The following is a 16,890-nucleotide window of genomic DNA, read 5'->3' on the forward strand; positions in this document are numbered from 1 at the left end:
AACTCCAACCCTATAGGATTTACCCCACCGCTGCTAGTCATCCCCCCTTTTCGGGTTTCGACTAAACGAATCGCACCTACTTTCCTATCATTACATCTTTGGCACTACCCACCCGCACTATGCTCAACTTTCTTGCGCCTCGTCCTGGCTGCCAATATCGACAGTTTACGGTACTCTCCCGACGGACATATCCACCGTAAACCTAATTGTCGCTTCTTTATCCACTGCTTGCAGCTTGCTCATCAGGCTAGGCTCCTTTGATTGAATGGAAACTGGTTCTGATGCTAATGCTTCCGGCTCCGGTGGTGTTGCAGTTGGCAATGGAGTTTCCTGTGTTGGTTATGTGGGTAGTGTTTCCCCTATTAGTGATGCTGTGGGTGTTGTTGCGAACGATACAACGAATGGTGGTACTTGCACACCTGTTTTTATGTGTGTTAGCTTATTACTTAGAAGGGCATATGTGTCAACGATTACCGTCCGTCGTTGTTCGAGGATGAGGAGTGGTTGAATGCTTCTGATTCAGGGTCAGTGCTTGTTCCAGTTAAGTCATCCACTCCCGCAAAACGGAAAGCTTCAACAAAATGTACTTCTGAGAGTTTTCCACTTTACATTTTTCGGACGTTAATAACAAATTTATCGACAATCGCTCAAAATCGAGTATAGCCTAAATTGCGTCTGGTTTCAGTTAGTTTCGACAAGCTGACGATGCCGGCTCCTTTGCAACAGAGAGCTTTGGATTTACTGAAGGTTTCCTAATATTGTAGTTATCTATTGGGCGAGGGCGTTAGCCCTATTGCCTGACTGATGGGGTTTTTGCTTGGATGCGATCGACCACAGGGGGGAAGTTCCGCTAGAACAGTTGAGAAAATCTCAACTTTGCGACGGTTTTCGGCAAAGCAACGCGGACGCATCACACCAGGAAGTATGCGCGCTTTCGCTTTCTATCTAGCTACGCTTAAACAACGAAACTATACTTACATCTTGCACCAGTCAATAATCTCACATTCCATCTGCCCTGTTTGACAACACGAGTTAAAACTCAAAGTTAATTTCTAGCTTCTCTGACTGGGGTGAAACTTGCTAATTGGTGCATTGTCTTACTTAGAGGCATCCAGCACATCCATGAATTTTCCATTCAAAGCACGTTTGAAGAGCCAGAAGAATTCACCAAAAATGGTGATGCCGTTAATTAACCAACATTGGTTGGTGCGGATCGTCCTGCGCTCTATTTCCTACTTCCGCAAAGACTTATGGCTGATCGTCACGCTCTTGCTTTTGATCGGAGCATCGGTGCTTTTCAACCTTCTCAACGCCTGGCCGATAGCGATTCTAGTCGATACGGTTTTGTCACCAACTCCGAAATCCAACTGGATTCATACGCTGTTTCTTGCTCCGTTCGGTGAAGGCACACTGAACCGAATTTTCGGAATGGCATTCGTCGCGATGATTATTAAAATCCTGAGCGAGACCGTTTTTATGCTCCGTAGGATGTTGAACTACCGCATCCAGTACAACGGAACCTTGCGGGTTCGCACCGAACTCTACGACAAAATGCAGGCGCTGAGTCTCGGCTGGCACGGCTCCCGATCGCAGGGTGACGCAATCTATCGGTTGAGCTACGACAGCCTCGGCCCCTGGGGGGTGATCGATACGCTCATCGGTTCCACCGCCGCATCGGTGACGCTGACGGCGATGATCTGGATCATGCTGTCGCGCCACGTCCTTCTCACGGTGTTTGCGCTTTCGTTTACTCCGCTTCTAATACTGGCGAATTGGTACTTCGAGGGAAGGATTAGAAGTCGAGCCCTCGAATCGAAGCAGACCGATGCGGTGATGACCTCAACCATGCAGCAAGCTATAGAGTCGATCGGGCTAATCCAATCCTTCGGTCGAGAAGCAACCGAGTCGCGGCGCTTCGGGCAGGCGGTCGAACGCAGTGTCAAGGCATCCATGCGACTCAATTGGCAAGAGAACCTCTATCCGCTAGCGGTTCAGGTAGTTTTTGCCCTGGGAAGCGGGGTAATCTTAGGCTACGGCGGATACCTAGTTTATCGCGACCAGTTCTTGCGTCCGGTGCCGAACGGCGTGAGCATCGGCGATTTGCTCGTATTCATGGCGTACCTGGGGCAGTTCTGGGACCCGATAGGTTGGGTGTTGGGGTTCACTACTAAGATCCAGACATTTGTAGCTTCATGCGATCGCGTCTTTACTGTTATTGACGAGCCGCCTGCCATAAAAGATGAGCCTGATGCGCGATCGCTTCCCGTTTATCCCCGCACACTAGCACTTGCCGACGTGAGCTTCGAGTACAACTCTGGGCAACCCGTCTTGCGGAACATCAGTGCTAGTATCGAGCCGGGTCAGATGGTGGCGTTTTTGGGTCCTAGCGGGACGGGAAAGAGTACGCTGCTCAATCTTTTGCCTCGCTTCTACGACCCGACATCGGGCAGCGTCCTCCTCGACGGCTTTGACCTCCGCACCCTTAAGATTGCCGATGTCCGCAAACACATGGCGATCGTCTCGCAAGGCAGCCCACTTTTCCCCGGAACGATTGCAGAGAATATCGCCTACGGCCGCCCGGACGCTCTGCTCTCCGATATTCGGGAGGCTGCAGTTGAATCTGGGGCAGCCGAGTTCATCGAAACCTTGCCGGAGCAGTATGATACTTTAATCGCTGAGGGCGGGCAGAACCTCTCCGGTGGACAGCGACAGCGGCTAGCTATTGCGCGGGCGATCGTCACTAAGGCTCCCATACTCATCCTCGACGAACCCACGAATGCGCTGGACTTGAAGCACGAGCAGTGGGTACTAGAGACTCTGCAACGTCTACGTCGCAAAAGAACCATTATCTTGGTCACGCACCGACTCGAAACTGCTGTAGACTGCGATCTGATTTTTGTGATGCAAGAGGGCGAGATTAAGGAGTCTGGCACTCACGCCGAACTCCTTACCCAGCAGGGGTTCTATTACCGAATGTTGGGCTACAACCCAGTCAGGTCAATAGGGCTTACTGATAAACCCTGCATCGAGTAGGAGTAGGACATGGCGAACTTATTTCTTATCCTTTTGCTTCTATCTGTTGCCTGTCTGGCTAGTAAATTATCTTTTGGGTTAGTAGTGAGGACTGAAGTCCTCATCGTTCGTAATGAGGACTTCAGCCCTCGTTTAGCTTCGGCAGAAAAACTAAAGTCTTTACTAAGAACTAGGTTTAAGGTTTTTGTCAAAGTACAGACGAGAGGAGATTTCTACTAAAAATTTTGTTTCATACATCACAATACCATGCCGGGGACTTTTTGATAGACTTGTGCGATCGGGCAGCGAAAATCTATACTCATTAACTCTAACTCATCTCCTTGTCGGTAAGTCTGAGAAACCCAATTTCCCTCAGCGTTGACGCGAAAACACTCTATTTTGATTTCTGATTGAGTTATGAGCACGTATTCCTGCAAACTCCGAGAAGTTTGGTAATCTGCAAATTTATCACCTCTGTCAAAAGCTGCCGTTGAGGGCGACAAGACCTCAACTACTAAAGATGGATATAAAATGAAATCTTCAGTAGTTGAGGTATTTCTTTCGTCGCAAGTCACCGCTACGTCAGGATAGTAATAGCAATTTGCCTCTTCCAGTCGGACTTTTATATCTGATGATAAAACTAAGCAGTCGGTGTTATCTAAGTGATTTCCCAGTCGCCTTACTAAGTTGCTAGCAATAATAATGTGAGGCTTTTTTGCCCCCATCATTGCATAAACGTGTCCGCGTCTGTATTCGTGTTTGATCGGGCTTACTCGCTCGCCTTCTAGGTACTCTTCTGGAGAGATGTAGAAATTGTTTTTGCTGATAACCATTGATTTTCCCTCCGCTGATTTTATCTGATACTATGTGTTGGAAGTCTCATATTTGGGGAAGGAAACGGGACTGCCGTTTCCCTACAAATTTAACAAAACTCCAGAAATCGTGCGTGCCATAATTTGCCACTTTCTGTCAAACCCTGCGATCGCACTTTAATTTTGACACTTTTGGGGTTAGCCTCGTAGAGTCGGGCAATTTCCTGCATTTCCTCCCCGCTAAACCCGGTTCCCACGGTTCCTACTGGGACTAATTTGCCCTCAATTTCTTGCGCTACTTTGACGGCACTAAACGGCCGCCCCGCCACTTTTGTCGCCGTCAAACCCACAATAAACAAATCGTGTTCTTGACAGTATTTAGTCCTCACTATCGGATATTTCTTAACATCTTTGCCGCCGACATACTGGCAGTTGTGCAACACCCAAACTTCGCCTTCTTTATTTTCAGATTCCTGCTGATTGGCCAGGACGATTTTTTCGGCTGTGGTGCGAAATGTCGGTACAACTTCAAAGCCTGGGGATAAATTCGCCAACATTTCGCCAACTTCAACTCCCGCTGCAATTCGTTCGGATTCTGCCACGGTAGTTAAATCCTTGCCTTTGAAAAACAAACTTTTAAAAATAGCATAAATTGCGTTAGGCTGAGTAGTCGGAAAACCGTTTTCAATATTAACAGTAGCAGCTTGCGCCCCCGTGCGGTGTTCGCTGCCGGTACAGCTTTTGTAATACAGTTCGCCGTCTAAAACAAAGGTGCCAATTTTAGCGGCTGTGTCGATTAATGTGCGATCGCTCTCAACCGATGCCTGTTGCCGCAGGTTAGTCGCTCGCGATTGGTAGTATACTTTATCTGGCGTCGCAATGACCACTACTCGATTGCCGTCGCGTTTTGGCTGTCCCCAATAATCGGGATTTTCGATGTAATAAGAACGTTCACTCGGCGCGTCCACTGGCTGCATCGTGACAATCCTTCCCGGCTGCAAATGCGGTGGTAATTCGGGAACAATCAGATTGTAAACAGTCTCTATTTTGGCAGCGGTAGTTGATTTTGCTGCAGGAGCAAGATTAGTGCTAGATTTGTTTGGGGTATTGAGGGCGAGCGCCTTTTCTCCGGTTTCCAATTCAAACGCTCTTTTCCAAAAGCCGAGCCCCATTCCCGGGTATCCTTCCGACTCGGCGCACAGTGCAAAACCAATAACTTTTGCCGTACCAATTCCGCGCCCGTAATCAGCCAAATACTGCACTGCCCCCGCTTCTCCCATCAAATGCAATCCTCGCGTAACGATGCGATTGTTCCAGCGTTCTCGAATGTCGGCGCTAATTTTTTTAGCTGCTTTTCGCTTGGCTTCTGCGTATTCGGTGCAGTCCATACTGCCTCCTTTATGTAGGGCTATTTATATATTATACTAATCATTGATTTATTAGTCAAGTTTGATTTGACAATGAGGTGGTGTGAATAAATTTAACTCTTTCATTTGTGTACTAGATTTATTTTTTAACCGCAGAAGCGCAGAGGGCACAGAGGAAGAGAAGAAAGAGAGGGATGGGGTTGTAGTGTTTTGATTGTCAAGCGCGGTAATCTGTTAGCTGCCAATGCTAAGATAACTTCGATCGCGCATTGCGACCAATAAAGCCGTGAGTTGCGTCTTACTCGCGTTGAGTTCGCCCACTGGCGATCGCAGGTTTGAGAATTTAAGATCGAGTTTAATCTTACTGTTATGATGCGATTGATTTTGTACAGCAAACCCGGATGCCACTTGTGCCAAGGGTTGCAAGAAAAACTCGAACAGATTGAAAGCCTCAAGTTTCAACTCGAAGTCAGAGATATTACCGAACGCGATGACTGGTTTCAAGCTTATCAGTACGAAGTTCCAGTTTTGTTTAAAGTGCAGCCCCAGGCAAGAAATTCTGCTGGCGAGGCTGCATTCTCCCCTGAAAAACTGTTACCCCGTCCTTCTCCCCGCTGTAGTGTCGCCCAATTGGAGCAAATGTTACAGAAATATTTGCAAATCGATCCGTCACAATAATACGATTTACCCAAAAACTCAGGTTTTAATCCTGACCTCGCGGTGCTCGGTGTGCAGCTTACTCTAGGCCGAGAGATTTTACACCGCGCATAAAAAAAACTTAGGGTTTGCACCGCGCACAGCAAAAACCTCTAGAGAGTGCCTCAAACAATGTGTTTCGCCAGTCATATTCAAGACATTCAAGCGAGGAGTTTTTCAGATGAAATTGAGAGAATTATTAGCAGCAGTTCCCAGCATTTCCTTTGACGCCAAACATCCCGCCCTCGATGCCGAAGTCAAGGGTTTATCCACTAATTCCCACGCTTGTCAGGCGGGAGATTTATTTTTGGGAATGCCGGGAACGCGCGTAGATGGGGGAGATTTTTGGCAAAGTGCGATCGAATCTGGTGCAGTTGCCGCCATAATTTCCACCCAAGCAGCCGAGAAGACACCCCCCCAACCCACCCTTAGCAAGGGGCGACAAGAGGGTCCCTGCGTCATCGCAGCAGCGGATATGGCTCAAGTTTGCGGTCAAATAGCCACTGCTTTTTACGGAAATCCAGCTAGCAAATTAAAACTTGTCGGCGTTACCGGGACTAACGGCAAAACTACAACCACTCATTTAATCGAATTTTTGCTCAATGAAATGCAGTGGCCGACGGCGATTTTTGGGACGCTTTACACTCGCTGGCCGGGCTTCCAACAAACTGCACTTTACACTACACCTTTTGCAGTTGACCTGCAAAAGCAATTAGCAGAAGCTGTAGCAGCCGGATGCAAACACGGGGTGATGGAAGTCAGTTCCCACGCATTAGCACAGCAGCGAGTTTTGGGGTGTAGTTTTGAAGTTGCTGTCTTTACAAACTTGACTCAAGATCATCTCGATTATCACCGTGATATGGAAGATTATTTTGAGGCTAAATCCCTTTTATTTGGTTCGGATTACCTCGCAAACCGCGCTGTAATTAATATTGACGATCCCTACGGGCAGCGGATATTTGAAACCCTCAAATCTGACCAAGTTTGGAGTTACAGCACTGTTCTGAAAACTGCAGATTTGTATGCTTTTGATTTGGAGTATCAGCCAAACGGAGTTAAGGGAATGCTGCACACTCCGAAGGGTGAAACTGCTTTTTCTTTGCCTTTAGTCGGTCAGTTCAATTTATCAAATATGTTGGCTGCTGTCGGTGCTGTTTTAGAATTGGGTTTAGATTTGTCTACGATTGTGGAGAAATTATCTCAGTTTTCGGGAGTACCGGGACGGATGGAACGGGTGCAAATTAGTCCCGACCAAGATATTAGCGTTATTGTCGATTACGCGCACACTCCCGACAGTTTGGAGAACTTGTTGAAGGCGTCGCGGCCGTTTATTCCGGGGCAGATGATTTGCGTGTTTGGCTGCGGTGGCGATCGCGATCGCACTAAGCGGCCGATCATGGGTAAAATTGTGGCAGAATTAGCCGATTTAGCGGTTGTTACTTCCGACAATCCGCGCACGGAAAATCCCGATCGCATTTTGGACGATATTTTAGCAGGAATTCCCGCCGCAGTAAAGCCGAGCGTTTTGTGCGATCGAGCCGCTGCAATTCGCACTGCTATTATGGACGCTAAACCCGGAGATGGCGTGCTGATTGCAGGGAAAGGACACGAAGATTATCAAATTTTGGGCACCGAAAAAGTCCATTTTGACGATCGAGAACAAGCGCGAAATGCCTTGAAAGCCAGAATGAATTCGGTTAAGTGAATTCGGTTAACTGTTAACGGTTAACCGAATTCGGTTAACCGTTAACGGTTAGCTGTTCGCTGCCTGCGAAATTTGTTGTATTTTTAAGTATTAATACGAAGCTAGAATCTGATTTGCACTAGATTATAATAGTAATATAAAATATTTTAACAGCAAAATAATTATTGTTATGATACAACTAACTGGCTATCAAATTCTCGCTCGAATTTATTCAGGCACTCGCACCCTAGTTTATCGCGGAACTCGCCTCTGCGACAAAAAACCGGTGGCCATCAAAGTCTTGCGAAACGAGTATCCCAGCTTCAGCGAACTCTTGCATTTTCGCAATCAATACACGATCGCCAAAAACCTGAATTTGCCCGGAATCATCCAAACCTACAGCTTGGAACCCTACCGCAACGGCTATGCCCTGATTGTGGAAGACTTCGGGGGAATTTCTCTGAAGGAATGGACGGGGAAAGGAAAAACCGTGCAATCTCTGGTTGATTTTTTCCAAATTGCGATCGACCTAAGCAATACATTAGATATACTTTACCGCCACCGCATCATTCACAAAGACATTAAACCCGCCAATATTTTAATAAATCCTGAGACTAAACAAGTCAAACTAATTGACTTTAGTATTGCATCTTTGCTGCCGCGAGAAACTCAAATGTTGATGAGTCCCAACGTAATTGAAGGAACACTCAGCTATCTATCTCCCGAACAAACAGGAAGGATGAATCGTGGCCTTGACTACCGCACAGATTTTTATTCATTAGGTGTAACTTTTTACGAGTTACTGACAGGAAAATTGCCATTTCAATCCAGCGATGCGATGGAATTGATCCACTGCCATATTGCCCAGCACCCGCCATCTGTACGTGAAATTAATCCCGAAATACCCCTTGTTCTCTCGGAGATGGTCAGCAAATTAATGGCCAAAAATGCCGAATGTCGCTATCAGAGTGCATTAGGGCTAAAAGCAGATTTAAAAACTTGTTGGCAACAACTCAATGAGACAGGTAAAATTGAGAGTTTTGCCATTGGGCGCCGAGATTTTTGCGATCGCTTTATCATACCAGAAAAACTCTACGGACGAGCAACCGAAGTCGCTGCATTATTAGCCGCATTCGAGCGAGTAGCAAACCCCTCTAAATCTCGTCCCCCAGAACAGCCTGGGATCGATAGAAACGATCTAAAAGAAGACCTTGCCTTGATTAAGGAGGACTGGCGTGACTTGAACTTATCCCGCAGCGAAATGATGCTAGTAGCCGGATTTTCCGGCATTGGGAAAACCGCTGTAGTCAACGAAATTCACAAACCCATAGTTCGCCAGCGCGGTTATTTTATCAAAGGCAAATACGACCAATTTCAACGTAACATTCCCTTTAGTGCTTTTGTGCAAGCCTTCCGAGATTTGATGGAGCAATTACTCTCAGAAAGCGACGCTCAGCTAGAACGATGGCAAAGGAAAATTATGAATGCTCTTGGCGAAAACGGTCAAGTTATTGTAGAAGTAATTCCTGAATTGGAACGAATTATTGGCAAACAACAGCCTGTCTCGGAACTTTCGGGAAGTGCCGCCGAAAATCGTTTCAATTTACTATTTCAAAAATTTATCTCTGTTTTTGCCACAAAAGAACATCCCTTAGTGATTTTTTTGGATGATTTGCAATGGTCAGATTCAGCATCCCTGAAGCTTTTGCAAGTGTTGATGAGTGAAAAAGATAGTCAGAATTTGCTGGTAATTGGGGCATATCGAGATAACGAAGTCTCTCCGGCTCATCCATTTATGTTGGCAGTAGCAGAGATGGAAAAATCCCAAGTAACGGTAAATACTATTACCTTGGAACCTCTGAGTCAAGTCGATATTAATGATTTGATAGCAGATACTCTCTCGTGCGAGATCCTTCTTGCTCAGCCATTAACCGAGTTAGTTTATCAAAAAACCAAAGGCAATCCATTTTTTGCCACGCAATTTCTCAGGGCGCTACAGGAAGATGGGCTGATTACGTTTGACCCCACCCCCCTTTCCCAGGGCGGAGAGAAAGGGGTAACATCCCCCCTTATCAGGGGAGGACACAGGGGCGTAACAGGGGGGTGGCAGTGCGATATCGCCAAAGTCAAAGCCCTAACTATCACCGATGATGTAGTGGAGTTTATGGCGGTGCAATTACAGAAGTTGCCGCCAGAAACTCAGGATGTGCTGAAGTTGGCTGCGTGCATTGGAGCGCAGTTTGATTTGAATACATTGGCGGTAGTCAGCGAGAAGTCGCCGGAAGAAACTGCTGCAGATTTGTGGAAATCTTTGCAAGAAGGATTCATCTTACCAACCAGTGAAATTTACAAGTTTTATATAGGGAAAGAAGAGGGAAAAAGCACCCCCAACTTGCCAAATACTGCCGCTCAATTACCTCACTACAAATTTCTTCACGATCGGGTTCAGCAAGCTGCTTATTCATTAATTCCTGATGACCAAAAGCAAGCCACCCATCTCAAAATAGGACAGTTACTTCTTCCGAATTTCTCCGAGCTTGAAAGAGGAGAAGAAGTGTTCGATATTATCAATCATTTTATCATTGGCTCGGAGCTAATAACGCAGCAAGAAGAACGAACCAAGCTTGCTAAAATTAGCCTCTTTGCAGGGCAGAGAGCCAAACTCTCAACTGCTTATGAATCGGCGACCAAATATCTCGCTTTCGGCTTAAATTTTCTACCAAGTAATAAATGGAAGTCTGCTTATAAATTAACATTTACGATGTATTTAGAAAGCCTTGAGGCTGAATTTTTGGCAGGAAATTTTGAGCAGGCTGAAAATCTTATTGATATCGCATTTAGTTATGCCATTTCTAGTCTTGACCGAGCCAAAATAATTGCTATTCAGCTAACTCATTATCAAAATAAGGCTCTGTATCAAAAGGCGATTCATGTAGGAATTGAAGGGCTAAAACTGTTAGGCTTAAAACTGGCGATTATGCCCAATGAAGCAGAGTTAGAAGGGCTGGCTCTGGAAGTTAAAAAAACCTTAAATCAGCGCGCAGTTGCAGGACTTATCGACGCACCACTCATTGTCGATGAAGAACGCCAAATGCTGATCAAACTGCTAATGAACATGGTACCGCCCACTTACCTAACTAATCAGGAGTTGTTAGTGTTGGTTGTTTTACACATGACCAATCTCTGTTTGGAATACGGGAATACCAACGTGGCGGGTTTTGTTTATGTTTGGTATGGCACAATTCTCTGCCAACGCTTTCAAGACTATGAATTGGGCTATGAGTTTGGACTTTTAGGGTTAAAGGTGAATGAAAAATTTCATAACACCACCCTAAATGGCAAAATTTATATGTCGTTTGGCAACTTTATCAACCATTGGCGCAAGCACGTCAGTTCTAATCTTGTTCTGCAACAAGCTGCTTATCAGGGGGCAATGGAGGTAGGCGATTTTTCTTGGTGCCATCACAGTGCTCTGTTCAGTTTCTGGCAGCAGGCGATCGTATCCAGCGATATTCACAGTTTGCTGGCTCGACATGAAAAGTACATCAGCTTTGCAGAACGGACGGAGATTACGACAGCATTTGCCCTAATTCTTCAGTGCAAGCTCCTAGAGAATTTGCAAGGGCTAACGATAGGGAAGTATAGCCTTAGCTCTGAAACATTTGATGAAGAGTCCGCCCTAGCAACATTCAATGAAATTGGCTATGGCTATGGCAGTAGCACTTACTATTTCGCTAAAGCCTTTTTGTTTTTTACCTATGGTGAGTATGCTAAAGCTTATGAAATGTTAGTAGCTGCGGCAGAGTTTTCTAATACACTTTATGGACAATTTCAACGTGTCCTGCATTGTTTTTATCAGTCTTTGAGTGTATTGCAACTTTATGGGCAAGCACCGGAAAAACACCCAAAAGATTATCAAGAAGTTGTTCAGAATAATCGCCAACAACTGAAAAGGTGGGCAGAGAACTGTCCTGAAAACTGTCTGTCCAAATTTCTGCTTTTAGAGGCGGAGATGGCTCGTGTTGCGGAACAAAACTGGCAGGCTGCTGAGTTGTACGATCGCGCTATTCAACTCGCTAAAGAAAACGAATTCCTCAACGAGGAAGCTCTCGCCTACGAACTCGCCGCTAAATTCTACCTCGCTTGGGGCAAAGAAAAAGTCGCTGCCGGCTATATGCAGGAAGCCTACTATTGTTACGCCCGCTGGGGAGCAAAAGCCAAAACCGATGACTTAGAAAAACGTTATCCCCATCTGCTGCGCCCCATCTTACAACAGTCCGCCGAACCCTTCACTATTTTAGAAACCCTATCCACCCTCACCAATCCCACCTACTCAATTCATTCGACCACCCATCCCACTACCTCAAGCACCTCCATCAACCATGCTCTAGATTTTACGACCCTGCTGCAAATCTCCCAAATGATCTCCAGCACGATCGACCTGGAGGAGTTGCTGCAAATTGTGACCCAAACCATGTTACAAAACTCGGGAGCCGATCGCTGTGCACTGATGCTCTGCCAAGATCAACAATGGCAAGTGCGGGCAATAGCTACCTGGGAACACATTAGCCTGCAAAGAGAACCCCTAGAGAATAATCCCACCGTTCCTGTTAAATTAATCCAGTATGTCAAAAACACCCTAGCAGCAGTTGTCATCGATCACGCCAAAACTGATCTGCCTGTGATTGACGATTATTTAGAGCACCACCAACCAGAGAGTTTGCTGGGTTTGCCAATTCTAAATCAGGGGAATTTGGTCGGCATTTTGTATCTAGAAAATCGGATAACCAGTGGGGTGTTTAGTCGCGATCGCCTCCTAGTGCTGAATTTTCTCTCTAGTCAAGCGGCGATCGCTCTGGAGAATGCCCGCCTCTATCACCAAGTGCAGCAGACTTTGAATGAACTTCAGCAAACTCAGATGCAAATGATCCAAAGTGAAAAGATGTCAGCATTAGGTAATTTAGTGGCAGGGGTGGCCCATGAAATCAACAACCCCGTTGGTTTCATTGCCGGGAACATTAATGAAGCTCATGCGGGAGTCCAAGACTTAATTGATTATTTGCGCCTCTATCAAGAAAAGTTTCCTCCATCCGAAACAGAATTGATTAAAAAAGCAGAGGAAATAGATTTAGATTATCTAGTAGAAGATTTACCCAAAATGTTGAGTTCCATGAAAATAGGATGCGAGCGCATCAAAAGCATCAGCACCTCCCTCCGCACTTTCTCTCGCGCCGATACGGCCCATAAAGTTGAAGCCAATATCCACGAAGGCCTCAATAGCACTTTGATGATTTTACGCCATCGCCTGAAAGCGAACGACAAGCATCCTGAAATCAAAATCATTAAAGAGTACGGCAAGATTCCCAACGTAAAATGTTATTTGGGACAATTAAACCAGGTATTTATGAATTTGTTAGCAAATGCGATCGATGCCTTAGAAGAATCGAATCAAGGACGGAGTTTTGCCGAAATTCACGCGCACCCCAATCACATCACTATTCAGACAAAAGTAGAAAGTGAAAAGGTAAAAATTTCCATCGCCGATAACGGAAAAGGAATGTCAGAAGATGTGAAAAATCGTATCTTCGACCATCTCTTTACCACTAAAGATGTGGGCAAAGGAACTGGGTTGGGTCTGGCGATCGCGCGTCAAATTATAGAAGAAAAACACGGCGGCAAACTGAGTTGTTTTTCTACACCTGGAGAAGGAACGGAGTTTGTCATTGAGATTTTAATTGATTAAAGGTTAGTTGTCCGTTGTTAGTTGTCCGTTGTTGACCGATATTAATGAGCTCTCTCTTCTCTTCCTCTGCGTTCTCTGCGTTCTCTGCGGTTAAATCATTCCGATGCAACCGGAATTGATAGGACAACCAACAACTGACAACTGACTATTGCAGGGGCAAAAATACCGTCATCACCTCGCCCTTTTGGGGCCGCTGGCGAATTACCAACTTCCCGCCAGCAGCCCGAAATAAATTCTTAGTCACGCTCAAATTTAAACTCAAACTTCCCGTCTCCGGCTGCACCATCAACAAAGGCCCGATCGATCGCAAAGGAGCATTCCCCTTAGCTGCAAAAGTCGATGCGACATTACCTTCAGGTAGGTGTTCCGATTCCAACTGCAACTTTAACTGATCGCCCGCCAAAGTCACCTCCACCTGAATGCGACTCCCAGAGGGCAAAGTTCGAGTAAAATTCTCAATCAAATTAGTTAAAACCTGATCCAGCATCGTCGGATCGCTGACTACCGCCGGCAACTTTTTCGGCACAATAACTTCCAAAGTGTGGTTTCGCACAGCCGCCTGTTTTTGCCAGCGGGGAATGCTATTTTGTAGCACTTCACCGAGGGACATTGCTGTTAGCTGCACGCCCGAATTTTTAGCTTGCGACATTTCCAATTCCACGGCGCGGAAAATTAAACCGAAGCGATCGATCTGAGCGGTACACTCAGCATCAATCATTTCCAAACGCTTGACCACAACCGGGTCGAGTTTGGGACGTTTCAGCAGCAGCCGAGTCAGCGTGCGAATAGTAGCCAAAGGAGTGCGGACTTCGTGGGCGATCGCCTGTAGCAATTCCACCTCTTTAGTAGCCAGAGGAATTGGAGATTTGCAGTTGATATCTGTAGCCGATAACTTGTGATGTCTATGGTTCAAACCATCATCAATTCTTTCATCCTTTATCCTGCCTGCTTCATCTTTCCCAATCGGCAAATTATGCAACAGCAAGCGGCTGAACTGCATTACTGTTTGATAATTGGGTGCCACAGGCAAAAACTGCTGGAACAGGGCGTCTAATTTACTAGAATTATTAGTTAATTGGCTAACTGGTAAATTGAAGCTGCCGTCAGAATTGGCAAGCAAACATTCGCTTTCTGTCACCCTGCGCCGCAAAACCTCCCAAGCTTTGGCGACTACTTGCGGATCGAAAGAAAATAGAAAAGCCGGAATTCCCGCTGAATTTTCACCCAAAACCATCACCAAGCTAAAACTAGGAGTTAAAACCAAACAAAACTGCTCGTGCGCCAAAGGATCGCCACTTGCCAAAGCCAAAGCCGGGGCCGCCGCAGGCACTGATGTTTGCACATCAGCCGCCGGCATTAAAGCTAAAGTTTGTCTAGCCCGAAAAGACCACAAAGCTGCATCGTTGTCGGGAAGACTGGTAAAAATCCAATTGGCAAAGCCCGAAGCCAAAGCGGGGTCAGTCAAAACCGAAGACGGGCCAGACAAAACCAATCCCTGAGAGGAATTGGGGATTGTCGATCGACAATTTGCTCGATCGGCATCTGTTTTTTGTCCTGCTTTTTGCCGATCGAGCATTTGATTCAAAGCTGCGATCGCCCCGTACCATTCCTGTTCAGCTTTCAGTCGAGAAGCCCCACGGCTTACAGGACACCGATGGCGGTTGTTTCCTCCCGCCAACTTAGCATCAAAGAGACTCAGGTCATTTTCTTGGCCTTCGGAGGCTAAAATTTCGCTTATTGTCGGTAAAAAGTAAGTATTCACAGTTATAAACCCACCTTCGGAGGCATGAAGGGTGAAGTATTTATGTATAGGAAAGTTCAGGAGTTAGGAGTCAAGCACCAGCACGATTAAAAAATCCCGCATAATTTCTTGCGCCTTCCTCCTAACTCACAGGATATCCACATTTGTTAACTAACGATATTGGCAGAACCGTACCAATAAGTCGCAATCTCCGCGCTTGGGGCGATATTTTGCACGATCGCCCTAACAAAAGTGCAAAATGAAGTAAGTTAAACACCGTGCTTTCCTTATGCCCACCTCGATCGCCGACTCGAAAAATCTGCTGTCCGACTTAATGGCACGCTACCGTCACCAAGTCGATTATCTGGCAATTCGACTGGAAGAAGCCGAAGGCACCGACATCCTGCTGCGGGGCGAAAAAATTGAAACCCTCAGCGAAGGAGTCTCAATTGGCGGCCAAGTCAGAGCTTGTCACAAAGGCGGCTGGGGCTTTGCCAGTTTTAACCGACTTTCCACCCTCGCCGAAAGAATCGAAGAAGCCATCGCCGCGGCAAAACTGATCGGCGAAGAAGAAACGATCCTGGCGCCTGTCACCCCAGTACAAGACATTTGCTTGCTGCCGCTGACAGGAACCGACCCCCGTCTGGTTCCCCTAATTGACAAAAAGCAATTGTGCGATCGCTACGCGGCCATCCTCCGCAGCATTGACCCCCGCATCGCCACAATCTCCGTGCGCTACGGCGACAGCACCCAGCGCATCATCCTCGCCACCTCCGAAGGCACCATGCTCGAACAAGGTTGGGCAGACATGGAAATGCGCTTTGCCGCCACAGCCCGCAGCGGGGAAACCGTACAAACTGGCCGCGAAACCACCGGTTCCCGCAAAGCTTACGAAGACTTAACCGATCTCGATGTTCAAGTTCGCAGCGCCGCCCAGAGAGCCGTAGATTCCCTAGCCTTACCCCCCGTCCAAGGCAACACCTACACCGTCGTCATCGACCCGATTTTGACCGGATTATTCGTCCACGAAGCCTTCGGGCACCTTTCCGAAGCCGACATGGCCTACGAAAATCCCGACATTTTGGAAATTATGACCCTCGGCCGCCAGTTCGGCCCCAAAAACTTGCAAATTTTCGACGGTGCAGCGCCAGAGGGACACCGGGGCAGCTATGTCTACGACGATGAAGGCACTCCCGCGACTACTACTCAGTTAATTAAAGACGGCGCTTTAGTCGGGCGGCTGCACTCGCGGGAAACGGCGGGCAAATTGGGAGAAACGCCTACTGGCAATGCTCGCTGTTTGAATTATCATTATCCGCCGATCGTCCGCATGACGAATACTTGGATCGAACGGGGTGACACGCCAGTTGCTGACTTATTTTCTGGTATCAAAGAAGGAGTTTATGCGCGCAATTGGCAAGGCGGCATGACTAACGGCGAGATGTTTACTTTCAGTGCCGGCGAAGCTTGGATGATCCGCGACGGAAAACTGGACAATCCGGTGCGGGATGTTACTCTTTCGGGTAATGTTTTCAGCACTTTAGCCGATATTGAGGCGATCGGCGACGATTTCTACTGGGATGAATCCGGCGGCTGCGGCAAGGCAGGACAAAGCGGTTTGCCCGTGGGCTGCGGCGGCCCGAGTTTGCGGATTCGCGATGTCGTTGTTGGTGGCGAAGCTGCGGAAGAAGATTAAAGCTGCACAAGTTTAAAAAATAAAGGTAAAGCGCCAGATTCCTACTCGCGCTTTACCTTTATTTTTTGAGGGCAACATTTCGCGCCCGTTTGTGGTGTCTGATATTTTGACGATATTGGGCAAAAAAACCCCAATAGCG

At 46.9% G+C, this 16,890-nt stretch carries 9 protein-coding genes; 5 read left to right on the forward strand and 4 right to left on the reverse strand.

The genetic code is table 11. From position 1 onward, the window contains the following. Positions 1–165: 165 nt before the first annotated feature. Entirely contained in the window at positions 166–321 is a 156-nt protein-coding gene (locus tag QUB25_RS12875; RefSeq protein WP_333183630.1) for a hypothetical protein, read from the reverse strand. Positions 322–1,179: 858 nt separating this feature from the next. Here QUB25_RS12875 and QUB25_RS12880 point away from each other — a divergent pair. Then, on the forward strand, positions 1,180–3,033 hold the full coding sequence (locus QUB25_RS12880) for an ABC transporter ATP-binding protein (protein WP_333183676.1): 1,854 nt from the start codon (positions 1,180–1,182) through the stop codon (positions 3,031–3,033). Positions 3,034–3,269: 236 nt separating this feature from the next. On the opposite strand, the gene QUB25_RS12885 is transcribed toward QUB25_RS12880, so the two are convergent. Then, complete coding sequence (locus QUB25_RS12885; protein WP_333183631.1) at positions 3,270–3,845, reverse strand: Uma2 family endonuclease; 576 nt, start codon at positions 3,843–3,845, stop codon at positions 3,270–3,272. 89 nt (positions 3,846–3,934) lie between these two features. After that, positions 3,935–5,212 carry an ATP-dependent DNA ligase gene (locus QUB25_RS12890; RefSeq protein ID WP_333183632.1) on the reverse strand — a complete coding sequence of 426 codons (1,278 nt, stop codon included), beginning with the start codon at positions 5,210–5,212 and terminating at the stop codon, positions 3,935–3,937. Positions 5,213–5,563: 351 nt separating this feature from the next. Here QUB25_RS12890 and QUB25_RS12895 point away from each other — a divergent pair, with 351 nt between their 5' ends. The 3 genes from QUB25_RS12895 to QUB25_RS12905 all read left to right on the forward strand — a co-directional run bounded on the left by QUB25_RS12895 (position 5,564) and on the right by QUB25_RS12905 (position 13,314). After that, positions 5,564–5,869 (forward strand): glutaredoxin family protein, encoded by a 306-nt coding sequence (locus QUB25_RS12895; RefSeq protein ID WP_333183677.1) that lies wholly within the window; start codon positions 5,564–5,566, stop codon positions 5,867–5,869. Positions 5,870–6,068: 199 nt separating this feature from the next. Further along, positions 6,069–7,592 carry a UDP-N-acetylmuramoyl-L-alanyl-D-glutamate--2,6-diaminopimelate ligase gene (locus QUB25_RS12900; protein WP_333183633.1) on the forward strand — a complete coding sequence of 508 codons (1,524 nt, stop codon included), beginning with the start codon at positions 6,069–6,071 and terminating at the stop codon, positions 7,590–7,592. 169 nt (positions 7,593–7,761) lie between these two features. Then, entirely contained in the window at positions 7,762–13,314 is a 5,553-nt protein-coding gene (locus QUB25_RS12905) for an AAA family ATPase (RefSeq protein WP_333183634.1), read from the forward strand. A 145-nt stretch (positions 13,315–13,459) separates the two neighbouring features. On the opposite strand, the gene QUB25_RS12910 is transcribed toward QUB25_RS12905, so the two are convergent. Beyond that, entirely contained in the window at positions 13,460–15,076 is a 1,617-nt protein-coding gene (locus QUB25_RS12910) for a HAMP domain-containing sensor histidine kinase (RefSeq protein WP_333183635.1), read from the reverse strand. Between the two features lie 268 nt (positions 15,077–15,344). On the opposite strand from QUB25_RS12910, the gene QUB25_RS12915 reads away from it, so the two are divergent. Continuing rightward, positions 15,345–16,751 carry a TldD/PmbA family protein gene (locus QUB25_RS12915; RefSeq protein ID WP_333034970.1) on the forward strand — a complete coding sequence of 469 codons (1,407 nt, stop codon included), beginning with the start codon at positions 15,345–15,347 and terminating at the stop codon, positions 16,749–16,751. Positions 16,752–16,890 lie beyond the last annotated feature (139 nt).

It is taken from the genome of Microcoleus sp. B3-D7 (assembly GCF_036705305.1).
In the GTDB taxonomy this organism is placed as follows: Bacteria; Cyanobacteriota; Cyanobacteriia; order Cyanobacteriales; family Microcoleaceae; genus Microcoleus.